Here is a 21,943-nt window from a genome sequence, read left to right on the forward strand (position 1 = left end):
GGTGGCCGGAGCCCTGTTCGCCTACCTCGAGTCGGCCATCGATCCGACTTACTTCACGCCCGACCGGAGCATCACCGTGTTCGCCATGGCGGTGATCGGCGGGCTCACGAGCGTCGGAGGCGCCCTGGCGGGAGCCGCCTACGTGGTCGGCTTCGACTACTTCCTGCCCAACTACTCCCTGCTCGCCACCGGGGCGGGGATGCTCCTGGTGCTCATGTTCTTCCCCGGCGGGCTGTCCGAGCTCGGCTTCACGCTGCGCGACGCCTTCCTCCGCAACGTGGCCCAGCGCCGGCGGGTCGTGGTCCCCAGCCTGGTGGCCGACGTGCGGCAGGTGAGCGAGGACACCCGGGAGCTCGAGGCCCAGGTGGTGCAGGAGGCCGGGGAGCTGGCGAGTGAGGACCTGGCCGCGGCCGGGGTGCGGACGGGAGCGGATCGGTGACGGCGCCGGCGTTGGCCCGGCTGCGCCAGTCGGGGCTCCGGGGCGTCACCGCGGGTGCACCGGCCTATCCCCTCGTGGTCCTGTTCGGCCTCAACCTCGTCAACCAGCTCGACCAGAACGCCTTCGCCATCCTGGCGCCGAACATCCGGGACGCCTTCGGCCTCAACCTCGCCGCCGTCACGACGATCGCCGCCCTGGCCGTGCCCATGTCGTTCCTGCTGGGCGTTCCCCTCGCCTACTACGCCGACCGCATCAACCGCATCCGCATCGCCATAGCCGGGGCGGCGGTGTGGTCGGTGTTCTCCGTGGTGACGGGGCTGGCGGTCAACGTGGCTCAGCTGGTGTTGACCCGGATCGGCTCGGGACTGGCCCACGCCACCAACAACCCGACCCACAACAGCCTCCTGGCGGACTACTACCCCCCGCAGGTGCGGCCGGGCATCTACGCCGTGTGGGGATCGGCCCAGTTCATCGGCGCGCTCATCAGCCCGGTCGCCGCCGGTCTCTTGGGCTACTTCTTCAACTGGCGGGTCCCGTTCCTGGTCTTCGCAGTGCCCACCATGGTGTTCGTGCTCATGGCCCTGCGGCTGCGGGAGCCGGCCCGCGGCGTCCAGGACCGCCTGGCCCTGGGAGCGACGGCCGAGGAGGCGGCGGTGGAGGAGACGCCGCCGACCTTCAGCGAGTCGTACCGGCTCCTCATGTCGGTCAAGGCCGTGCGCCGCACCATGCTGGCGCTCCCGTTCCTCGGCGCCTCGCTCCTCGGGTTTCAGCTCCTCCTGTCTCTGTTCATGTCCGACGTGTACCACGTGAACACCGCCCTCCGCGGTGTGCTCACCGCCGCCGGGGCTCCGTTCTCGTTGATCGGTCTGGCCATCGGCGCGCCCCTGGCCCAGCGGCTGATGGCCCGGGACCCGGGACTGGTGCTGCGCATGCTCGGGTCGGCCGGCTTCATCACGGCCGCCTCCTTCCTGGTCATGGCCGTCTCCCCGGATCTGGCGATCTTCGTGGGGGCGTCGTTCGTGCAGGGGGCGGTCTTTGCCGTGCTGGTCCCCGGCATCTTCTCGATCGGCTCGTTGATCATCCCGGCCAAGACCCGGTCCCTCGGCTTCCAGATCGTGACCCTGGCCCTGTTGCCGGGCGTGCTCATCCTCCCCGTCATCGGGACGATCGGTGACCGCTACGGCCTCCGCCTGGCCATCTCGCTCATGGCACCGGTGTACCTGGCCGGTTCGTTCCTGATCGCGTCGGCGGGGCGGTTCGTGGCCGCCGACATCGAGCGGGTGCGGGTCATGTCGATGGCCGAGCACGAGGTCCGCCGGGCCCTCGGCGAGGGGCTGCCCAAGCTGCTGCTCGTGCGCGGCCTGGACGTCGCCTACGACCAGGTCCAGGTGCTCTTCGAGGTGGACTTCGAGCTGCGTCCCGGGGAGATCGTGGCCCTGCTCGGGACCAACGGGGCCGGGAAGTCGACGCTGTTGAAGGCGATCTCGGGGCTCGTCGACCCGGTGGGCGGGGCCATCTACTTCGACGACCTCGACATCACCCACATCGACCCGGTGCGGACCTTCAAGCTGGGGGTGGTCCAGATGCCGGGCGGGCGCAGCGTGTTCCCCACGCTCACCGTCGAGGAGCACCTCAAGCTGGCCGGGGCCATGCTCCCCGACGACCCCGACCACGTGGCACGCGCCACCGAGGAGGTCATCGGCCTCTTCCCCCGGCTGCGGGAGCGCTGGGACCAGGCGGCGGGAAACCTCTCCGGTGGCGAGCAGCAGATGCTCGGGCTGGCGCTGGCCCTGGTGGCCCGGCCCAAGCTGCTGATGATCGACGAGCTGTCCCTCGGGCTGGCCCCGAGCATCGTCGAGCAGCTCCTCGACGTGATCCGGCGCATCCACGCCCAGGGAACCGCCATCATCCTCGTCGAGCAGTCGGTGAACGTGGCCCTGGCGGTGGCCGAGCGGGCCTACTTCATGGAGAAGGGCCAGGTCCGCTTCCACGGCCGGACCGCCGAGCTGCTCGACCGCGGCGACATCCTCCGGGCGGTCTTCCTCGAGGGCGGCGGGAACGGGCGCACCACCACGAGGTCGGGCCGCAACGGGTCGGGCCGGCCGGGCCGGGCGGCGGCAAAACCCCGCGACGCCGGGACCGGGGCGCCCGCCGAGCGCCGGGTGGTGCTCGACGTCTCCGACCTGTCGCGGAGCTTCGGGGGTATCCGCGCCGTCACCGACGTCAGCTTCGTCCTCCACGCCGACGAGATCCTCGGGCTGATCGGGCCCAACGGAGCCGGCAAGACCACCGTGTTCGACCTGATCTCCGGCTTCTTGACCCCCGACTCGGGCCGGGTGCTCCTCGAGGGCCAGGACATCACGGCCTGGCCCGCCGACCGGCGGGCGCGAGGCGGACTGGGCCGCTCCTTCCAGGACGCCCGCATCTTCGCCTCCCTCACCGTGGCCGAGAACCTGGCCGTCTCCCTCGAACGGCACCTCCGGGTCCGCGACCACCTGGCCGACGCCCTGCGGCTCCCGGAGGTCGTCGACCAGGAGGACGACGTCCGCTTCACGGTCGAGCAGCTCATCGACCTCATGAACCTGGGGGCCTTCCGGGACAAGTTCGTCTCGGAGCTGTCGACCGGGTCCCGCCGCATCGTCGATCTGGCCATGGCCATCGCCCACGACCCCAAGCTGCTTATCCTCGACGAGCCGTCGTCGGGGATAGCCCAGCGCGAGACCGAGGCGCTCGGTCCCCTCCTCCAGCGGATCCATCGCGACGTGGGCTGCGCCATCCTCGTCATCGAGCACGACATGCCCCTGATCACGGGCATCTCCCACCGCATGCTGGCCCTCGAGCTCGGGACGATCATCGCCGAGGGGCCTCCCGGCGACGTCATCTCCAACCCCCGGGTGGTGAGCTCGTACCTGGGCGGGGACCCCGCCGCCATCAACCGGTCCGGGACGGTGCGGCGCCGGCGGACGGCGACGACCCGGGCCAAGGTGGCCGCCGCCACCCCGGCTCGGGCCGAGACGGAGGCCACCAGCTGATGCACGTGTCCCCGGAGACGATGAAGACCGTGGCCTTCGTCCTGCTCATACTGCTCGTGGCCGTGTACATGCACCTGGCCCAGGCGCCGCGCCGGGAGCCGCGGTCGCTGGTCGACATCGCCCGCCACCGGCGCGACGAGGAGGAGTCGGAGGCGCCGCCCAAGCCCCGGGCGCGGACCCGCAAGAAGCCGGAAGGCATGCGATGAAGCGGGGCCGGGGCCGGCTCGGCCTGGCGTGGGGCAGCGCCCTCGTGGCGGCCACGGGCTTTCTCTCCGCGTGCGGGATCAACAAGGTGGAGGTCCCGCTGACGTTCAGCTCCGACCGGCGCCTGCACATGGTCAGCCCCGACGACCAGTCGGTCGTGGGGCTGCCGGTGACGGTGCGCTGGGCGGCCTCCGGCTTTCCCCTGTCGGGAGGCAACCACTTCGGCGTGTTCGTCGACCAGCCTCCGGTCGGGCTCAAGACCCAGGTGCGTCTGGTCGTCTGCAGCGAGCAGGGACTCTCACCCATCCAGATCGGTGAGCAGCGTTCCCCCTGCTACGACCAGCGCAACGACGTGTTCATGGCCGACCAGCCCTCGTACACGTTCAGCTGCTTCAGCCCCCGCTACAACGCCGCCGCCCGGTCGAGGAACCAGCACCAGATCTCCGTGGTGCTGCTGGACCGGAACAACGTCCGGGTGGGCCAGGCCGTGGCGGACCTCACGATCGATGTCGACCCCAGGGCGGTCAGCCGGTGCCTGGGGCTACCGGGAGCGTGACTTCATGAGCAACGAGAACGCAGTGGGATCGACGGTGAAGCGCTACGCCCCGGTGCTGGCGCTGGTCGCGCTGGTCCTGGTGGTGCAGACGATCTCGCCGGGCAACAGCAACACCGCGGCCAGCGGGGGCGGGGGGACCGGCCTCCAGGCGGGGGCCGGGGGGACGGGGGCCCGGACCGGCGCGGGGGGTACGGCAGCCGGGGGCGGGACCCTCAACCAGGCCGACCTGGCCTCGGGCGCGACCGCCGGCGGGCTGGGCGCCGCATCCGGGACCGGGGGCGCCACGACCGGCGCCGCATCGGGGGGCGCGGGCGGGGCCCAGCCGGGAGCGGTGGCGGGGAGCAACGGCTCCCAGCAGCTGGACTCCCTGGGCCGGCCCCTCACCGGTGACCGCAGCCACTGCGCGCCCGGAGGAGTCCTGCAGGACAATGCCACCTTCACCCCTGCCCCGTGCATCCCGGCTCTCGTCGGCTCGAACGGCGGAGCGACGTACCAGGGGGTCACCGCCACCACCATCAACTACGTGATCCTGTACCCCACCTACGGCCAGGCCATCGACGCCGCCCTCAACCAGGCCCAGCTCCAGATGACCCCGGACCAGGCCAAGCAGGCCGACTCGATCTTCGAGTCGTTCATCAACACCCACTGGAACCTGTACGGGCGCAAGCTCAAGTCGGTCCCGGTCTTCTGGGACGCGTCCAACGCCGACCCCGCTTCCGAGCGGGCCCTGGCCAAGCAGATCGTGGCCCAGTACCACCCCTTTGCGGTGGTCAACTACGTGCCGGACATCATGCCGCCCGCCCTGGCCGACCAGCTGACCCAGGCCGGGGTGATGTCGTTCGGCACCGGGGAGCTGTCCGACCAGTTCTTCACGAGCAATGCGCCGTACTCCTGGGACCTCAACGCCCAGGGGTTCCGCACGGCCGACATGACGGCCGAGTACTACTGCAAGAAGATGTACGGGAAGAACGCCACCCTGGCCGGGGACCCGACCATGCGCCTCAAGAAGCGCAAGCTCGGCGTGCTGGCCGCCGACTCCCCGGAGTGGACCCAGGTGGCCCAGCGGTTCATCGCCGACGTGACCGGGGGGATGTGCGGGACCGCCGCCGACAAGCCGCCGATGTACACCGTCTCCACCGACCTCAACACGGCCAAGACGGAATGGGCCCCCCTGGCGACCCGGATGAAGAACGACGGGGTGACGACCTCGGTCGGCTGGCCCGGCTCGAGCGTGTGCACCGGAGCCGACCAGCAGAACTACTTTCCCGAGATCCTGATCTCCGGGACCGCCGACCAGGACGACGACGAGGTCGGCCAGGCCGAGGGCAACCTCTGCTCGCCCAAGCAGCAGGCCGACTCGTTCGGCATCGGGTGGCTGGTCCCGTCCGGGCCCAACTCGGGCCACGAGGACTACCCGGTGGCCCACGCCGTCGACCCCCGCTACGACCCGCCCTACCTGGCCTACGGCGTGTGGCTCATGCTCGAGACCTTCGGGCGCCTGATCGAGTGGGCCGGTCCCCACCTCACCCCCCACAACATCGAGGTGGGCGCCCACTCCAGCCCGCAGCTGGGGGGCTACGCCAACCCGCACCCCTGGCCGGGGTGGCAGCCGGAGTGCTGCCATCCCAACGCCCCGGAGTGGAACTTCGCCGCCGGGGCCAACGACTTCACCGCCTACTACGACGCCCGGGAGGTGTACTGGTCGGCGACGACCATCTCCCCGTCCGACAACGCCCCCGGCACGTGGGTCTGCGTCAACGCCTGCCGCCGCTACACCCTGGGGCAGTGGACGACGGCCCCGCCGGAGCAATCGTCTTGAGGCCTCGGCCCGATCGAGGCATCCACTCCCCCGCTCATCAGGAGGACGTCCTGTGTCCGTAACCGCCGCCCCGGCCGAAGCCGTCACCGCCAACGGCCGCTACATCGTCATCTCGTCGGACTGCCACGCCGGTGGCAGCCACGCCATGTACCGCGAGTACCTCGAGGCGCGCTACCACGAGCAGTTCGACGCGTGGCGGGAGCGCTACCGCAACCCCTTCCGGGACCTGTCCGGCAACCGCCGCAACAAGAACTGGGACCATGACCTGCGGATCTCGGAGCAGGCGGCGGACGGGTACGTGGCCGAGGTGATCTTCCCCAACACCGTCCCGCCCTTCTTCCCCACCGGCGCCCTGGTGGCCCCGCTGCCGGGTCCCGAGGACTACGAGCTGCGCCAGGCCGGGATCCGGGCCCACAACCGCTGGCTGGCCGACTGGTGCGCCGAGCATCCCGAGAGGCGGGCCGGTATCGGCCAGATCTTCCTCAACGACGTCCCCACGGCCATCGAGGACGTGCAGTTCGTGGCGGCCCACGGCCTGCGGGGCGGGATCCTGCTGCCCAATCCCCCGCCCGACGCCAAGTGGTTGGCCCCGCTGTACGACCCCGTCTACGACCCGCTGTGGCAGGCGTGCGTGGACCACGACGTGATCGTGAACATCCACGCCGGCGGGGGCAGCCCCGACTACGGCAACTACCCGGTGGCGGGGGTGCTGTGGCTGCTCGAGACCAGCTACTTCTCGCGCCGGCCCGTGGCCCAGCTGATCATGAGCGGGGTGTTCGAGCGCTTCGCCGACCTCAGGCTGGCGGTGACCGAGCAGGGGTGGGGCTGGGTGCCCGAGACCCTGGCCACTCTCGACCGCTTCCACGCCCAGATGACCGGGGGCGGCCAGGTCGGGGAGCTCGGCTTCAGCGCCGACCAGGTGCCGCCCGGCAAGCCCAGCGAGTACTTCCGCCGCAACGTCTGGATCGGCAGCGGGGCGTCGCCGGACGACGTGGCGGCGGACGACGGCCTCCTGGTCGAGCGGCTGATGTGGGGCAGCGACTACCCGCACGCCGAGGGCAGCTTCCCCCACTCGCGGGAGCGCATGGCCACGTCGTTCGCGGGCCTGCCCCGGGAGGCGGCGGCCCGGGTGCTCGGCGGCAACGCCGCCGCCCTGTACGGCTTCGACCTCGACCGGCTGGCCCCGTACGCGGCGGAGGCCGGCCCCACGGTGGAGGAGCTGGCCGCAGCCCCGGCCTGACCACAAGGCGCGCCGGCCCTTTCGGGACAGCGGGCCGGCAGGCGGTCAGCGACCCCAGAGGACGGCAGCCAGCTCGTCGTCGACGGCGCCGTTGGTATAGACGGCAGAGCCCATGTCGAGCCGGTGCCCGCCGGCCGGGTCGAACAGCGAGCCGCCCGCTTCCTCGAGAATCAGGGCGAAGGGGGCGTGGTCCCACACCATGCCCGGAACCATCATCACCTCGGCGGCTCCGTCGAGCACGAGGTCCAGCTCGTTGTAGGCGCAGTCGACCCAGCGAGCCTGCATCAGCACCCGGTCCAGCGCGACGGCGTCGAGACGCCATCCCGTCACCCGGGCGTCGGACAGCCGCGCCACCGACGACAGCTCGAGGCGCCGGCCAACTCCGGGCTCATCCAGCCGCCCCCGGTGGGCGCCCCGGCCGGCGGCCGCCCACCACAGCGTGCCCGTCACCGGGCGGGTGACCACCGCCACCACGACCCGGCCGTCCTCCTCCAGGGCCACGTGGGTTCCCCAGTGCTCGGCGCCGGCCAGAAAGGCCTTGGTGCCGTCGATCGGGTCCACGATCCAGCGCCGGCCCGGACCGCCCGACGCGCCGGACTCCTCGCTGAGCAGGCCGTCCGCCGGCCGGCGCGCCTGCAGCTCAGTGGTCAGCAGCCGGTCGACGGCCAGGTCGGCCTCCCCGACCGGGGTGCCATCGGCCTTGAGCTCGCTCGAGGTCGGGCGCCCGAAGTACCCGAGGGCCAGCTCGGCGGCGGAGAACGCCAGCTCGAGGGCCAGACCGAGGTCGGCGTCCCGGTCCGGCGTGGGGGCGGCCGCCACTTCTCAGGAGGCCGGGAGGGCGGCCGCCTCCCGCCCGTCGAGGACCGAATCGGTCGGAAGGGGGCTCACGACCGCGGATCCTACGTATGGTGCGGCCGGTGGACGAGATCCAGCGGGAGCGCCCGCTCGGGGCGTCGGGCATCGTCGTGCCGGCCGTCGGCGTGGGCACCAACCGGTGGGGCGGGCGGGCCAGCGACCCGGTCCGGCTGGGCGAGGCCTACCGGACCGCCCTGGATGCCGGCATCGGGTTCTTCGACACCGCCGAGATCTACACGGGCGGACGGTCGGAGCGGGCGGTGGGAACCGAGGCCCGGGCCGACGCCCGTCCCGTGGTGCTGGCCAGCAAGTTCGCCCCCTACCCGCACCGGCTGAGCGCCGCCCAGTTCTCCCGGGCCCTGGACCGCACGCTCGGGCGGATGGGCCGGGAGTCGATCGACCTCTACTACCTCCACTTCCCCTATTCACCCGTGGGCGTGGGCGGCTGGATGATGGCCATGGCCCGGGCCGTCCAGGCCGGGAAGATCCGCGCCGTCGGCGTGAGCAACTGCTCCGCCGCCCAGATGCGCAGGGCCGCCGCCGTCCTGGGTGAGCACGACATCCCGCTTGCCGCCAACCAGGTGCAGTACAGCCTGACCCACCGCAAGCCCGAGACCGACGGCGTCCTCGACGCCTGCCGCCAGATGGACGTGGCCCTGGTGGCCTACCGGCCCATCGGCGGCGGGTCGCTGCGCGCCGGAGGATCCACGGGCTCGGGCCCGACCCCGCTCATGGCCGCGCTGGACGAGGTGGCCACGCGCTGCGACGCCACCGTGACCCAGGTGGCCCTGGCCTGGCTGCTGCGCCGGGACGCGCACGTGATCGCCATCCCCGGTGCCACCAAGCCGGCCCACGTCAGCGAGAACGCCGGCGCCCTGTCCCTGACGCTGAGCGACGACGACTGCTCCGCCATCGACACCGCTTCGGGCGGGCGCTCGGCCCGGTAGGCGGCCCGACCCGACAGGGCCGACCCGACAGCGCCGACCCGACCGCGCTAACCCGACAGCGCCTCCGCCGGCGCCCGGCCGCCCGGGGCGGCGGAGTGGGCCTCGGACCAGGTCTTGCCGATCTCGACGTCGATGTCGTGGGGAAGCCCGAGCATCCGCTCGGCGATGACGTTGCGCAGCACCTGGGACGTGCCACCGCCCACGGTGAGGGCGGGGCTGAACAGGAAGCCGCCCGACCACTGGGCCCACGCCTGGTCCTCCAGCTCGCTGATGGCCAGCATGCCCTTGGCGCCGAGGATGTCCTTGGCCAGGTTGAACACCTTCTGGCCGTGGGGGTCGTTGAGGGCCTTGCGCAGCGAGGCGTCGGGGCCGGGCTTCTTGTTGATGGCGGCGGAGATCTGACGGAAGTGGTGGTAGCGGAGGATCTCCCCCTCGATGAACACCGTCATCAGGCGCTGGCGGAGGAGGGGATCGGACAGCCCGCCCTGGGCGCGGATCAGCTCGACCAGGTCGCGTGTGGTGGGGCCGTGGCCCCAGGTGACGCCGCCCTGGGACAGCGACACGCGCTCGTTGGCCAGGGTCTCCTTGGCCATGGCCCAGCCGTGGTTCTCCTCACCGATCAGGTTCTCGGCCGGGACGCGCACGTCGGTGAAGAAGACCTCGTTGAACCCCCCGCCGGCCCCCGTCTCGGTCATGTTCCGGATGGGGCGGATCTCGATGCCCGGGGAGTCCATCGGCACGATGAAGTAGGAGATCCCCCGGTGCTTGGCCACGTCGGAGTTGGTGCGGGCGATCAGGATGCCGAAGCGGGCCACCTGGGCCAGCGACGTCCAGATCTTCTGGCCGTTGACGATGTACACGTCCCCGTCGCGCATGGCCCGGGTGGACAGGTTGGCCAGGTCGGAGCCGGCACCGGGCTCGCTGAACAGCTGGCACCACATCTCCTCCCCCGAGAGCATGGGGAGGAGGTAGCGCGCCTTCTGCTCGTCGGAGCCGTGCACCACCAGGATGGGCCCGCAGTGCCCGGTCCCGATGGGGTTGATCGGCCGGCGCACCTCCGCCCGGCGCAGCTCGTCGTCGATGATCAGCTGCAGCTCGGGATCGGCGTCGTGACCCCACGGCCGGGGCCAGTGGGGCACCACGTAGCCGGCCTCGGCCAGGACCCGCCCGGACGGGTTGGGGTGGTCCGCCAGCCAGGACCGCACCTCGACGCGGCGGGGATCGTCCTCGGGGGGGAGATCTATGTCCATGGCCGCCAGCCTGTCAGCCGGCGACCAGCTCGTCGACCGTGGGGCCGACCACCTCGGCCACAGCGGCCAGGCGGTCCACGTCGAACCCGTAGAGGGCGGCGGGGTTGTCGGTGAGGATGCGGCGCGTCTCGTCCGCCGGAACGCCGGCGAAGGTCCGCCGCAGCGACCGCACCGACTTGGGCCACGTCCCCTCGAGGTGGGGGTAGTCCGAGCCCCACATCAGCCGATCGAGGCCGATGCGGTGGCGCAGCAGCGCCTCGTCGTGGGTCATGAACGACGCCGCCACGTAGCACTGCCGGGCCCAGTACTCGCTCGGCTTGTGCTTGACGATCGACTTGATGTGGCTGAAGAAGCGCCGGCTGTAGATGCCGTCCAGGTACTCGAGGGTGGTCGGCACCCAGTCGGCCTTGGACTCGGTGAAGACCAGCTTGAGGTCGGGGTGCCGCTCGAGCACCCCGCCCCAGATCAGGAACCACAGGGGACGGTGGGCGAAATACACCGTCTCGGTGGCGTAGACGAGCATCGAGACCATCCCGTAGTCCCCGTAGTCGGGCGTACCGGAGCCGCCGTGGATGTGCATGGGGAGCCCGGAGGCCTCGATGGCCGACCAGAGCGGCTCGTAGCACTCGTCGTAGTAGGGCGGCAGACCCGAGCCCGGGACGGTCGGCAGGATCACCCCGCGTAGGCCCCGTCCCGCGGCCTCTTCGACCTCCCGGGCCGCGGCCGCCACGTCGTGGACGGCCAGCATGGCGAGCCCGGCGCGCCGCCCCGGCGCCTCGGCGCAGAAGTCGGCCAGCCAGCGGTTGTAGGCGCGGTTGCCCGCGCCGCGCAGCTCGTGGGCCGCCGACTCGCCGAACCCGCCGAACGGCACCCCGTTGTTGGGGAACACGACCTCGGCCACCACGCCGTCCGCTTCCAGCTCCTTCACCCGGCGGGGCGAGTCCCACTGGCCGTCCCGGCCCCCGTCGGCCACGGCGCCCAGGGACTCGAACTCGTCGGTGCCCTCCTTGGAGAACAGCGAGCGGTTCTCGGCGGTGGCGGCGGCGAGGGCCTCGGCGGCCCGGCGCTGGTGGGCCAGGAAGTCCTCGTAGCGGTCCCGGTAGGCGGGCTCGATGTACGGCGTGTAGTCGTCGGGCCTGCCTACGGCGTGGCAGTCGCACGAGATCACGACGTGACGGTCCTCGGCCATGAACCCACCCCCCAACGCGGCGCGGCATCGCCCGCGAGGACCCGAACTATAACGCGTTCTACCGGCGGGCGCCGAGCTGGTCCAACCAGGGATGGCCGTCGGGGAGGTGACCGGCGAGCCACCGCCGGCGCCACTCGTCCAGCAGCGGGATGACGACTCCGGCGTCGACGTGGTCCTTGGGCCGCGGGCCCTTGGCCTTGAACAGCAGCTGGATCTCCGGCGCCAGGTACGGGACGCCGTCGGCGGTGGTCATCAGCGCCCCCGACCAGGGCCGGCCGATGGCCGGGTCCCGCCGGTAGGTCCACCGCTCCGGGTCCCCGTCTCCTATGGCGATGTCGAACCGCCACGGGCCGTCGGGCCGCTCCTTGACCCACACGTTGTTCTCGTCCGCAGCGGCGGACAGGGGACCGCCGGCCCAGGGCCGCAGACGTCCGGCCGCGGCCACATATGGATGGAGACGGCGCAGCCATCGGTGTGCGGCGGGGGCGTCGCGCCGGCAGATGCCGACGTCGGCGTCGGCGTGGTCGCGCCAGGACCGGCCCGCGTACAGCTCGAGGGCCACGCCGCCGGTGACCCACCAGCGGAACGGCGCCCCGGAGAAGAGCCGGACCAGCTCCCCGGTCGTGGCGGGTTGCCAGGGCCCGAGGTCGTCCCCGCTCACGCCCCCCGGCCTCCTCGGCCTTTGACCACGGCCGCCTGCCTATCAGTGCGTTCCGGCAAAGGGAGTCCTGATTGATCGCGGCGCACTGGCATGCTTGGCGGCAGTGGCGTTCCGCTACGACACCATCGGCACGGGGTACGCACGACACCGGCGCCCCGACCCCCGGATCGCGGCTCAGATCGACCGGGCCCTGGGCCCCGCCGAGTCGGTCATCAGCATCGGCTCGGGCACGGGTTCGTACGACCCGCGTGACCGTCGGGTCGTGGCCGTCGAGCCGTCGGAGGTCATGGTTTCCCAGCGCCCGGCCCGGAGCGCGCCGGTTGCCCGGGGAGTGGCCGAGGCCCTGCCGGTGGCGGACCGGTCCTTCGATGCCGCCCTCGCCACCTTGACCGTCCACCACTGGTCCGATCCGACCGCCGGACTGCAGGAGATGCGGCGGGTGGCCCCTCGTCAGGTCGTGCTCACCTTCGACCAGGACGACGCCTGGCTGGACGAGTTCTGGCTCACCCGCGACTACCTGCCTCACGACCAGCTGGGCGGCGCCCTGTACTCGGGCCTCGACCGCACGATCGAGGTGCTCCAGCCGGCCCGGGTCGAGATCGTGCCGGTCCCGTCCGACTGCCGGGACGGGTTCTTCTGCGCCTACTGGCGCAGGCCGGAGGCCTACCTCGATTCCGAGGTCAGATCCTCGATCTCCGTCCTGGCCCTGCTCGTCCCGGACACGCTCCGGCCCGGAATGGAGCGCCTCGCTCGGGATCTGCGGTCCGGCGCCTGGCACGAACGCAACCGGCACCTTCTGGAGATGGACTCCTACGACTACGGCTACCGGCTCGTGGTGGCGTCAAGTCCCTAGGTCGAAGTGGCGGCGGAGGTAGGCGCCGAACCCGGGGACGGTGAACTCGAGGGCGTTGTGGGCGGGTGAGTAGACGAGCCCCTTGGTGATCAGGCGGTCACGTTGGGTCGACGCCTGCTGGTGGGACTTGCCGAGAACCCGCACCACCTCTCCCGACGAGACCCGGCCGTCCCCCAGCGACGCCATGGCGCGCAGGTAGTCCTGCTCGGACGGGGAGGCCTTCTCCAGGCGGATCCGGTACAGGCCCTCGTCCAGGCGGCGGTCGACCGCGCCGAGGGCCGCCTCCACGTCGCGCGTCTCCATCACCTGGCCGGGGCGGTCCGAGGGGGTGCCCGCCGCCTTCCACGTCTCCTCGGCGTAGAGCTGGAGGAAGTACGGATAGGCGCGGATGTGGCCCACCAGTACGTCGAGGGCACCGGCGGAGTACGTGACCCCGAACTCCCCCGCCGGCACGGTCAGGGCCTCGACCACGTCGGTGTCGCTCAGCCAGTCGACCCGGTCGTAGAAGAGCCGCTCGGCGTAGGTGCCCGCCGCGGCCAGGTGGCCGGGCAGGTCGGGCAGGCCGGCCCCGATGAACGCGAGCGGCAGGTCCTTGGCGGCGTCGGCGGCGTGGAGCAGGGCGGACAGGTCGTGGCGGTCCATGAGCTGCAGCTCGTCCAGCAGGAAGGCGGCACCGACGGAGGCGTCGGCGGCAGCTTCGCCGAGGCGGACGAACAGGGCGTCGAGGGCGTCCTCGGGCAGCGGGGCGGACCGGGTGGATTGCAGGCCCAGGCGCAGGGTGACCTCGCCGAGGTCGGCCGTGAGCGACGCCCCGCCGAGCTGCTCGCGCAGCCAACCCAGGGCGGTGGCGAGCCGGCCCCGGCCCAGGGCCCGGCTGGCCTGGACGAGGACGCCGGCGATCGACCCGCCGATGCCGGCGTCGCGGCGCACCTCGTGGTAGCCGACCAGCCAGCCCCGGTCCCGCAGGCGGTCGGTGACCTCGCGGAGGAGCACGGTCTTGCCCATGCCGCGCAGGCCGTACCAGACGATGCTCTCCGCCCCCCGGTGCCCCTCGAACTGGCCGGCCAGGTAGTCCACCTGGGCCAGCTGGCGCCCCCGGCCGGCCAGGAGCGGCGGCCTCGTCCCGGCGCCGGCGCAGTACGGGTTGACCCGGTGGGCCATACGACGACGAGTATAGCAATAGCGACAGATTATGGGGAGACACAATGGTGGTGACACCGGGGAGAGGAGGCCCGATGTCTGTCGAGCTCGACCTGGTGCATGGGTCGGCCCGGTAGGCGATGCCCCGCTGTTTCACCCGGGTGAAGATGCCGTCGAACTCGTCCTCGCTCACCAGGAAGGGCGTAAGGGGCGCGCACCGGATCCACCAGCAGGAGGGTCAGCCGAACGACAACGGCCGCGGCTTCTACTTCGAGGATCCGTCCGGTCACAACATGGAGGTGCTCACCCACCCCTACGGTTCGTGACGGCCGGGTCGTGCGGCCGGGGGGTCGTCAGCACCCGAGGGCGTAGCTGATCGCCGTGCACACCTGCTGCATGGCGTGATCGCCGAGCTCTCCGATCGGCCCCGTGAGGGTCGACTGGGCCACCGTGTGGAGGCCGTCGCAGTTGACGGCCGACGGACGCTCGAGGCCCACCTGCTCGTGATCCACGGTGACCTCGGCCGCCAAGCCGCGCATGGAGGTGGTGACCTCGGCGACCGTCACCAGGCCGCGTACGTCGATGACCTCGGAGCGGGTGAGGATCAGGACCGGACGCCGTTTCCGGCCGACGTGGGCCAGCCACAGCTCGCCGCGTCTCACTCCTCGCCCCAGGTCTCGGCCTCCGCCCAGAACGTGTCCGTCTCCTCGGGCTTCCTCTGGTAGGCAGCCCGGTCCGATCGGGCCAGGACGGCACGGACGGCATCGGCGACTCCCTGCCGGGCGGCGGCGGAGACGTTGACGCCGAGCTCCCGGGCCCGTTCCGCCAGCTCGTCATCCAGGGTGAAGGTCGTGCGGATCGATGCCACACCCCAATGCTAGCATCTTGTGGTAGCATCACATACCAGCATGACAGGCGGGGAGGGCGCGGCAGCCAGCCGTCTGAGCCCGTGACCATGGCACCGTGGCCCCCGGGATGATGCCGATTTGATCCCCCACCGGTGATACGCCGGGCCCGTCCTCTCCGAATGCCGGCTGGACCGGAGTCAAAGGGAGGGGCCGTGGCTGACGTGGACGTCGTCGTCGTAGGTGGGGGCATCGCCGGCTCGTCCCTGGCCTACGCCCTGGCCTCGGCCGGGCGGGAGGTGGCCGTGCTCGAGGCCTCGACCGAGTTCGAGGACCGGGTCCGGGGGGAGCAGATGCACGCCTGGGGCGTGGCCGAGGCCCGCGACCTCGGCGTGGAGCAGGTCCTGCTCGACGCCGGGGCGCACGTCACCACGGTGTGGCGCCAGTACACCGAGGGGGCTCCCGAGCCGGCGGAGCTCCCGGTGTCGATCATGGTGCCCGGCGTGGCCGGCACCTTGAACCTGCGGCACCCCGCCGCCTGCCAGGCGCTAATCGACGCCGCCGGCCGGGCCGGCGCCCAGGTCGACCGGGGCGTGTCCGACATCGAAGTGACGCGCAACGGCGCCATGACCGTGTCCTACCAGCGCGACGGGAAGCGCCACACCCTGCGGGCGCCCCTGGTCGTCGGCGCCGACGGGCGGGGCTCGACCGTGCGCCGTCAGGCCGGCATCGAGCTGCACCGGGACGAGCCGATCAACTACATCGCCGGCCTGCTGCTGGACGATCTGGCCGTTCCCGACGACCACGACGCCATCGTCTCCGAGGGGGACCTGTTCCTCGTCCTGTTCCACCAGGGAGGGGGCCGGGCCCGCGCCTATCTGGTGGCGGGCAAGTCGGGACAGCACCGCTTCGCCGGGCGGGAGGCCACCCAGCGGTTCCTGGATGCTCTGCCGCTGAAGACCTTCCCGTGGGCGGAGCAGCTGGCGGCGGGCACCCCGGCGGGGCCGTGTGCCACCTACCCCGGTGACGACACCTGGACCGAGCACCCCTACGCCGAAGGCGTGGTCCTCGTCGGCGACGCGGCGGGATGGAACGACCCCGTGATCGGCGAGGGCCTCTCGATCTCCATGCGCGACGTCCGCGTGGCGCGTGACCTGATCCTCGCCGGCGCCCGCGGCCCGGGTGACTTCGCCCCCTACGGGGCCGAGCGCCACGAGCGGATGCGCCGTCTGCGTCTCCTCGCCGACGTGGTCTCGGTCACCTTCGCCGAGGACGCCGACAACCGGGCCGCCCGCCGGGCGTGGGTGGGCCAGCGCATGGCCACGATGGACCCCGAGCTGTTTCCCTACTTCGCCGCCATCCTGGCCGGGCCCGAGACCCTCCCGCCCGAGCTCGTCGACGAGTCGATCCTCGAGCGCATCCGCACCGCGTAGCGGCCAGTCGATCCCGTTCCGGCGCGGTCAGACCGGGCCGGCGTAGAGGTCGAGGCTGTGGGCCATGCCCCCGTCGACCGAGATCGTCTCCCCGGTGATGAACCGGGCGGCGTCGGTCGCCAGGAAGACGATGACGTCGGCCACGTCCTCGGGGTCGGCCCACCGCCGCAGTGGTGTCAGCTGCTCGACCGCCTCGACCACGCCCGCGACCTTCTTGTTGCTGGCCCACAGGGCGGTGTCCACGACTCCGGGTGCCACCGAGTTCACCCGGATCCCGAGCGGTCCCAGCTCCACCGCCAGCGAGCGGGTGGCGGCGTCGAGGGCGCCCTTGGACGCGGCGTAGGCGGCCCGCCGGGGCGTGCCCGTCCGCCCCGACACCGAGGACAGGTTGACGATCGAGCCCCGTCTCCGCTCGATCATCCCCGGGACCAGCGCGGCGACCAGGAGAAGCGGCGCCCGCACGTTGACCGCCAACAGCTGATCGATCAGGTCGGCGTCGGTGTCGACGATCGGCAGCCGGGCGGCGGCGGCGGCGTTGTTGACCAGGATGTCGACGCGGCCCAGGGCGGCCTCGGCCTGGCGGGCAACGGCGGGACCGGCAGCGGCCCCGCTCAGGTCGGCCGGGAGCACGACGGGATCGTGCTCGAGACCGCCGGCGACGCGGCCGAGGTCGTCCCGGCTCCGGGCCACGAGCGCGACCCGGGCCCCGGCCCCGTCCAGGGCCGTCGCGGTGGCGGCCCCGATGCCCCGCGACGCACCGGTCACCAGGGCCGTGCGACCCTCCAGGGGCAGGTTCATTACCGGAGGGTAGGCGAGGTCCCCGACCCGGCCGAGGGGATCCGGGCGGGCCCCGCATGGGGCCCGGCCGCTCAGCCGGTCGGCGCCACCCGGTTCACGACGATCCGGCGCACGTGCTCGTGGGAGACGCCGGCGGCCTGGGCGATCCGGCGCAGGCTGTGGCCGGCGTCGCTGGCGGCCGCCACCGCCTGCTCGAAGCTGGCGCGGGACTGCCGGCTGGTCGACGCCGCCAGGGCCACCCCGGCGAGGATGTCGGTCGGCCCGCTCTCCGCCGCCCCGTCGGCGCCGAACAGCAGCTGGCCCATCACCTCGACGAAGGCCCGCTCGGGCGGAAGCCGCTCCCCCATCACGGCCAGGACCATGTTCCCGAACGCCACCATGGTCATGAAGCGGGCCAGGTCGTCGGTGCTGAGGCCGGGGCTGATGGTGCCGGCGTCGATGCTGCGCTCGGTCGCGGCCACGAACTCGCTGATCTTGAGCGCGAGGAGCCGCCGCAGCGTGGCGGCCAGCTTCGGGTCGCGCCGGGCCGCCACGATGACGTCGAGCAGGAGGGTCGTCTCCGGGGCCGGGGCGGTGGCCATCTGGTGGGCCACCACGGTGGCGACGCTGCTGGGCCGGGCCCAGGCCGCGCCCGAGAGGGAGCCCTCGGCCAAGCCCTCCATCGACCGCAGCCCCAGGCTCTGCAGCAACAGGTCGAGCTTGCCGTGGAAGTGCGAGTACAGGGCGCCGGTGGTGACGCCGGCCCGCTCGGCTATCTCGGCCACGGTGGCGGCCTCGTAGCCGCGCTCGGTGAAGACGTCGACGGCGGCCTGCAGCAGCGCCGAGCGCGAGCTGGTCACTCAGGCCCCCGAGGGGGCCACGGGGGTGAAGCGGACCGGCAGGTGCTTGACCCCGCCGACCAGGGGGATGCCGTTGGCCTCGAGATGGATCGGGGGACCGGCCGGCTCGATGTCGGGCAGGCGGCGCAGGAGCTGGCGGAACACGATCGACAGCTCTCGCCGGGCCAGGTGGGCGCCGAGGCAGAAGTGGGGCCCGGGCCCGCCGAAGCCGACGTGCTCGCTGGCGTCGCGCTGGATGTCGAAGCGGTCGGGATCGGGGAACACGGCCGGGTCGCGGTTGGCGGGCCCGTAGAACAGGACGACCTTGTCCCCCTCCTCGAAGGCCTGCCCGCCGAGCTCGGTCTTCTGGGTGACGGTCCGGCGCATGAAGGTGACCGGTGAGGCGTAACGCACGATCTCGTCCACGGCTCCGGCCGTGCGCGCCTCCAGGTCCTCCTGCCAGATCCGCCGCTGGTCGGGGAACTCCCCGAGCAGGTGCATACCGAGCGAGGTGGCGGTGCGGGTGGTGTCGTTGCCCGCCACGGCGAGGAGGATGAAGAACGGGCCCAGCTCCTCGGGGGCCAGGAACTCGCCTTCCACGTCGGCGTGCACCAGGGCCGAGGTGAGGTCGTCGGTCGGCTCGGCCCGGCGGGCGTCGGCCAGCTCCCCCATCAGCCCGGTCAGGGTCATGCCCGCCTCGAAGATGGCGCTGAAGGGATCACGCCCCCCGAGCATCTCGGGGTCACCGGCGCCGAGGATGATGTTGGTGGCCTCGAGCACGGTGTGGAACTGCGAGCGGGGGATGCCCATCATGTCGCAGATGACGAACAGCGGGAAGGGGGCGGAGATGGCCTCGACCAGGTCGACCTCGCCCTTCTCGCAGATGTCGTCGATCAGCTCGGCGCAGATCCGCTCGACCGAGTCCTGGACCTCCTGAAGGCGCCGGGGGGTGAACGAGCGGCTGACGATCCCGCGCAGTCGGGCGTGGCGGGGATCGTCCATGTTGATGAACGACCCGAAGAACTCCATGGCCTGCTCGGGCATGTCCTGGATGGCGATCGATCCCTGCCCGGAGCAGAACAGCTGCGGGCGGCGGCTGATCTCCACCAGCTCGGCGTGGCCGATGACAGCCCAGAACGGATGCACCTCGTCGAGGAACCCCTCCAGCTCGACGGGGAACAACGGCCCGTGCTCGCTGCGGAGGCCGGCGAAGTCGGCCATCCGCTCCGCCAGGGACCGCCGCCAGAAGCCGGACTGCCCCACCGACAGGCCGCTCGGCGCCAGCGTGTTCATCGGTCGTCTCCTCCCCCGGGTGCGGCGCGCGACGCCCACGCCGCCCGCGCCTCGGGCGAGTCCAGCCGCCCGAAGTTGAAGCGCATGTTGGCGGACTGGCCGCCGACGGCGACGAGGGCGCCGTCCGGGGTCCACACCCGCACCGATCCGTGGCCGTGCGAGCCGGCGGCCATGTGGCCGCGCAGGTCCATGAGCACCCACTCGACGCCGTCGGGCACGCTCCCGAAGCGCATGCTGTTGTCCAGGCTGATCCCCCCGCCGGCGATCCCGGCGGCCCGGGCGATGGCGGGAGGGACCATGTCGGCCAGGAAGGCGATGCCGGCCCGGGTGAGCCCGGTCCACCCCTCCGGGGCCGCCGTCGGCACGATGCGCGCCCACAGCGCCATGTGGGGCGCCGACTCCGGCGGCCCGAGCGTCTCGGCCACCCGGACCTCCACCCACGAGTGGAAACCGGGCTGGTCGGCCGGCGGGGACTCGACCCGGGGGCCCGGACCGGTCGCCATGGGAACGCCCCGGTCGGGACCGGTCACCGCCGGCATCTCCTCGTACTGGCCCTCCATCCCGTCGGGACGGGGCGCGGCCGTCGAGCCCAGGGCCACGAACAGCACCCGGTCCCCCAGCCGCCCGGTCACCTGGCACTGGGAGATGTGGCGGCCGTTGGAGAGGACCTCGACCGGACAGTCGATGACGTCCCCGGTCGAGGCCTGCGAGACGTACTGGGTCGTGATCCACAGACAGGGCCGGCGGGTGGCCGCCTCCATGGCCACCACGGCTACGGCGATGGCGGTTCCGCCGTAGAGGGCGCCGTCGCCGCGCGACACCCGGGGCGTGAGGGTGAACCGGCCCTGCCGGCCGTCGGGGTCGAACGAGAGCCCCAGCAGCTCCACGTCCGCCGGGTCGGGGCAGCCCGTCACTTGACGAGCGGGTCCCGGGGCAGGCCGAGGATGCGCTCGCCGATCTGGTTGCGCGTGATCTCGGACGTGCCGCCGGCGATCGTCATGGCCCGGGAGAAGATCAGCACCTGGTTGGCGATGGCGGCCACGTCCTCACCGATGGCGAAGCCGGGGCCGATCAGCTCGAGGGCCAGGTCGGCCGAGCGCTGCATGCTCTCCGCCGAAAGCAGCTTGGTCACGTTGCCCTCGGGACCGGGCTCCCCGCCGGCGACGGCCCGTTCGGCCGAGCGCAGGTTGAGGACCTTGAGGGTCTGGGCCTCGGCCAGGTGCCGGCCCACCTGCTCGGCCAGTCCCGACTTCGGGGTGCCGTCGGCGTGGTGGCCGTAGTCCCGGTAGATGCCGGCCATGTCGAGGCCGAAGCCGACGCCCGTGCCGCCGCCGATGCTCACCCGCTCGTTGCCGAGGGTGGAGCGGGCCACCGTCCAGCCGCCGTCGACGGGACCGACCACGTCGTCGTCGGGGACGAAGACGTCGTTGAAGAACACCTCGTTGAACATCGACTGGCCCGACGCCTCGCGGAGGGGCCGGACCTCGACGCCCTCGGCGTGCATGTCGAGGACCACGGTCGTGATGCCGTTGTGCTTGGGGGCGTCGGGGTTGGTCCGCACGGTCGCCAGGCCGCGGTGGCAGTACTGGGCCCCGCTGGTCCAGACCTTCTGCCCGTTGATCAGGAAGCCGCCGTCGACGCGGGTGGCCTTGGTGCGGATGCCGGCCGCGTCCGACCCGGCGTCGGGCTCGGAGAACAGCTGGCACCACACCAGCTCCCCCTCGAGGGTCGGGCGCACCCAGCGGGCGATCTGGTCCGGGTTCGAGTGCTGGATCAGGGTGAGGATGACCCAGCTGGTGATGCCGTAGTTGGGCCGGTCCACCTTGGCCCGGGCGAACTCCTCGTCGATGACCAGCTGCTCGAGGGCCTTGGCCTCGCGGCCCCACGGCTTGGGCCAGTGCGGCATCACGTAGCCGGTCTCGATGAGCTTGGCCCGCTGCTCGCCCGCCGGCAGGGCGGCGATCTCCTCGGCCGCCGCCCGGATCTCGGGGCGGAGCGACTCGGCCTCCGGCGGCAGCGCCAGGCCCATCTGCCGGGTGGTCCCGGCCACGGCCAGCTCGGTCACCCGCGCCGCCGCCCCGTCGGGGTCGAAGAGGGCGGCCAGGGTGGCGGCCCGGCGCAGCAGCATGTGCCCGTCGTGGGCCCAGGTGAAGCCGATCCCGCCGTGGATCTGGATGTTGAGCTGGGCGTTGCGCAGGAAGGTGGGAAGGGCCTGGGCGGCGGCCACGGCCGAGGCGAGGGCCAGCTGGTCCCCGCCCGACTCGACGGCGCGCGCCGCGTCCCACACCGACGCGGTGGCGACCTCGGAGGCCACGAGCATGTTGGCGCAGTGGTGCTTCACCGCCTGGAACATGGCGATGACCCGGCCGAACTGCTCGCGCGTCCGGGCGTAGTCGGTGGCGCGCTCGACGCACTCCTGGGCCCCCCCGGCGGCCTCGGCCGAGGCCAGCAGCCAGGCCAGGTCCCGGGCCAGGGTGGCGCCGGCGGGGATGACCCGCTCCGGGCCCACCTCGACCCCCTCGGCCCGCACCCGGCCCGAGCGCCGGGTCGGGTCCAGGTTGCCGGCCGTGT

General features: G+C 72.4%; 22 protein-coding genes. 10 read left to right on the forward strand and 12 right to left on the reverse strand.

What is annotated here, in order from left to right; translation table 11 throughout:
- The 6 genes from VFW24_18245 to VFW24_18270 all read left to right on the forward strand — a co-directional run.
- A partial coding sequence (locus VFW24_18245; protein HEX5268712.1) for a hypothetical protein occupies positions 1–439 on the forward strand: 439 nt, incomplete at its 5' end.
- On the forward strand, positions 436–3,471 hold the full coding sequence (locus VFW24_18250; GenBank protein ID HEX5268713.1) for an MFS transporter: 3,036 nt from the start codon (positions 436–438) through the stop codon (positions 3,469–3,471). The genes VFW24_18245 and VFW24_18250, both read left to right, overlap by 4 nt.
- Positions 3,471–3,677, forward strand: coding sequence for a hypothetical protein (locus tag VFW24_18255; GenBank protein HEX5268714.1), 207 nt, complete (start codon positions 3,471–3,473; stop codon positions 3,675–3,677). Before VFW24_18250 ends, VFW24_18255 begins: the two co-directional genes overlap by 1 nt.
- Positions 3,674–4,231: a hypothetical protein gene (locus VFW24_18260; protein ID HEX5268715.1), complete on the forward strand. Its 558-nt coding sequence runs from the start codon at positions 3,674–3,676 to the stop codon at positions 4,229–4,231. The genes VFW24_18255 and VFW24_18260 overlap by 4 nt, the downstream gene beginning before the upstream one ends.
- A 4-nt stretch (positions 4,232–4,235) precedes the next feature.
- A complete protein-coding gene (locus VFW24_18265; protein HEX5268716.1) occupies positions 4,236–6,050 on the forward strand; it encodes a hypothetical protein in 1,815 nt (604 codons plus the stop codon).
- 52 nt (positions 6,051–6,102) lie between these two features.
- Complete coding sequence (locus VFW24_18270; GenBank protein ID HEX5268717.1) at positions 6,103–7,290, forward strand: amidohydrolase family protein; 1,188 nt, start codon at positions 6,103–6,105, stop codon at positions 7,288–7,290.
- A gap of 45 nt (positions 7,291–7,335) precedes the next feature.
- Here the strand turns inward: VFW24_18270 and VFW24_18275 are convergent, their stop codons facing one another.
- The gene (locus tag VFW24_18275; GenBank protein ID HEX5268718.1) at positions 7,336–8,109 is read right to left on the reverse strand and encodes an inositol monophosphatase family protein; all 774 of its coding nucleotides are present in this window, start codon (positions 8,107–8,109) and stop codon (positions 7,336–7,338) included.
- A gap of 98 nt (positions 8,110–8,207) precedes the next feature.
- On the opposite strand from VFW24_18275, the gene VFW24_18280 reads away from it, so the two are divergent.
- Entirely contained in the window at positions 8,208–9,092 is an 885-nt protein-coding gene (locus tag VFW24_18280; GenBank protein ID HEX5268719.1) for an aldo/keto reductase, read from the forward strand.
- Between the two features lie 47 nt (positions 9,093–9,139).
- Here the strand turns inward: VFW24_18280 and VFW24_18285 are convergent, their stop codons facing one another.
- The 3 genes from VFW24_18285 to VFW24_18295 are packed head-to-tail and all read right to left on the reverse strand — an operon-like array spanning position 9,140 to position 12,192.
- Complete coding sequence (locus VFW24_18285) at positions 9,140–10,342, reverse strand: acyl-CoA dehydrogenase family protein (protein ID HEX5268720.1); 1,203 nt, start codon at positions 10,340–10,342, stop codon at positions 9,140–9,142.
- 13 nt (positions 10,343–10,355) lie between these two features.
- Positions 10,356–11,531, reverse strand: coding sequence for an amidohydrolase family protein (locus VFW24_18290; protein ID HEX5268721.1), 1,176 nt, complete (start codon positions 11,529–11,531; stop codon positions 10,356–10,358).
- Positions 11,532–11,589: 58 nt separating this feature from the next.
- Positions 11,590–12,192 carry a hypothetical protein gene (locus VFW24_18295; protein ID HEX5268722.1) on the reverse strand — a complete coding sequence of 201 codons (603 nt, stop codon included), beginning with the start codon at positions 12,190–12,192 and terminating at the stop codon, positions 11,590–11,592.
- A gap of 103 nt (positions 12,193–12,295) precedes the next feature.
- Here VFW24_18295 and VFW24_18300 point away from each other — a divergent pair, with 103 nt between their 5' ends.
- A complete protein-coding gene (locus tag VFW24_18300) occupies positions 12,296–13,045 on the forward strand; it encodes a methyltransferase domain-containing protein (GenBank protein HEX5268723.1) in 750 nt (249 codons plus the stop codon).
- Here the strand turns inward: VFW24_18300 and VFW24_18305 are convergent.
- Entirely contained in the window at positions 13,034–14,206 is a 1,173-nt protein-coding gene (locus tag VFW24_18305) for an ATP-binding protein (protein ID HEX5268724.1), read from the reverse strand. The genes VFW24_18300 and VFW24_18305 overlap by 12 nt on opposite strands.
- A gap of 119 nt (positions 14,207–14,325) precedes the next feature.
- Between VFW24_18305 and VFW24_18310 the strand changes: the two genes are divergently transcribed.
- Positions 14,326–14,511 carry a hypothetical protein gene (locus VFW24_18310; protein HEX5268725.1) on the forward strand — a complete coding sequence of 62 codons (186 nt, stop codon included), beginning with the start codon at positions 14,326–14,328 and terminating at the stop codon, positions 14,509–14,511.
- Between the two features lie 27 nt (positions 14,512–14,538).
- Here VFW24_18310 and VFW24_18315 read toward each other — a convergent pair whose 3' ends face one another.
- Positions 14,539–14,847, reverse strand: a complete 309-nt coding sequence (locus VFW24_18315) for a type II toxin-antitoxin system PemK/MazF family toxin (protein HEX5268726.1) — start codon at positions 14,845–14,847, stop codon at positions 14,539–14,541.
- Positions 14,844–15,053, reverse strand: coding sequence for a type II toxin-antitoxin system CcdA family antitoxin (locus tag VFW24_18320; protein ID HEX5268727.1), 210 nt, complete (start codon positions 15,051–15,053; stop codon positions 14,844–14,846). Before VFW24_18320 ends, VFW24_18315 begins: the two co-directional genes overlap by 4 nt.
- Positions 15,054–15,245: 192 nt before the next feature.
- Between VFW24_18320 and VFW24_18325 the strand changes: the two genes are divergently transcribed.
- Complete coding sequence (locus VFW24_18325; protein HEX5268728.1) at positions 15,246–16,463, forward strand: NAD(P)/FAD-dependent oxidoreductase; 1,218 nt, start codon at positions 15,246–15,248, stop codon at positions 16,461–16,463.
- Between the two features lie 27 nt (positions 16,464–16,490).
- On the opposite strand, the gene VFW24_18330 is transcribed toward VFW24_18325, so the two are convergent.
- From VFW24_18330 to VFW24_18350, 5 genes are all read right to left on the reverse strand, one after another.
- Entirely contained in the window at positions 16,491–17,261 is a 771-nt protein-coding gene (locus VFW24_18330; GenBank protein ID HEX5268729.1) for an SDR family oxidoreductase, read from the reverse strand.
- Positions 17,262–17,332: 71 nt separating this feature from the next.
- Positions 17,333–18,100 (reverse strand): helix-turn-helix domain-containing protein, encoded by a 768-nt coding sequence (locus tag VFW24_18335; protein HEX5268730.1) that lies wholly within the window; start codon positions 18,098–18,100, stop codon positions 17,333–17,335.
- Positions 18,101–19,372: a cytochrome P450 gene (locus VFW24_18340; protein HEX5268731.1), complete on the reverse strand. Its 1,272-nt coding sequence runs from the start codon at positions 19,370–19,372 to the stop codon at positions 18,101–18,103.
- On the reverse strand, positions 19,369–20,286 hold the full coding sequence (locus VFW24_18345) for a thioesterase family protein (protein ID HEX5268732.1): 918 nt from the start codon (positions 20,284–20,286) through the stop codon (positions 19,369–19,371). Before VFW24_18345 ends, VFW24_18340 begins: the two co-directional genes overlap by 4 nt.
- Positions 20,283–21,943: acyl-CoA dehydrogenase family protein (locus VFW24_18350; GenBank protein HEX5268733.1), on the reverse strand; the 1,661-nt coding region annotated here is incomplete at its 5' end. The genes VFW24_18345 and VFW24_18350, both read right to left, overlap by 4 nt.

The organism is Acidimicrobiales bacterium, assembly GCA_036273495.1.
GTDB lineage: Bacteria > Actinomycetota > Acidimicrobiia > Acidimicrobiales > JAJPHE01 > DASSEU01.

Excerpts from the sequence above, each read along its gene's own strand:
- VFW24_18255 (HEX5268714.1), top strand. The coding sequence starts at position 3,471 with ATGCACGTGTCCCCGGAGACGATGAAGACCGTGGCCTTCGTCCTGCTC.
- VFW24_18260 (HEX5268715.1), top strand. The coding sequence starts at position 3,674 with ATGAAGCGGGGCCGGGGCCGGCTCGGCCTGGCGTGGGGCAGCGCCCTC.
- VFW24_18265 (HEX5268716.1), top strand. The coding sequence starts at position 4,236 with ATGAGCAACGAGAACGCAGTGGGATCGACGGTGAAGCGCTACGCCCCG.
- VFW24_18285 (HEX5268720.1), bottom strand. The coding sequence starts at position 10,342 with ATGGACATAGATCTCCCCCCCGAGGACGATCCCCGCCGCGTCGAGGTG.
- VFW24_18290 (HEX5268721.1), bottom strand. The coding sequence starts at position 11,531 with ATGGCCGAGGACCGTCACGTCGTGATCTCGTGCGACTGCCACGCCGTA.
- VFW24_18305 (HEX5268724.1), bottom strand. The coding sequence starts at position 14,206 with ATGGCCCACCGGGTCAACCCGTACTGCGCCGGCGCCGGGACGAGGCCG.
- VFW24_18310 (HEX5268725.1), top strand. The coding sequence starts at position 14,326 with ATGCCCCGCTGTTTCACCCGGGTGAAGATGCCGTCGAACTCGTCCTCG.
- VFW24_18330 (HEX5268729.1), bottom strand. The coding sequence starts at position 17,261 with ATGAACCTGCCCCTGGAGGGTCGCACGGCCCTGGTGACCGGTGCGTCG.
- VFW24_18340 (HEX5268731.1), bottom strand. The coding sequence starts at position 19,372 with ATGAACACGCTGGCGCCGAGCGGCCTGTCGGTGGGGCAGTCCGGCTTC.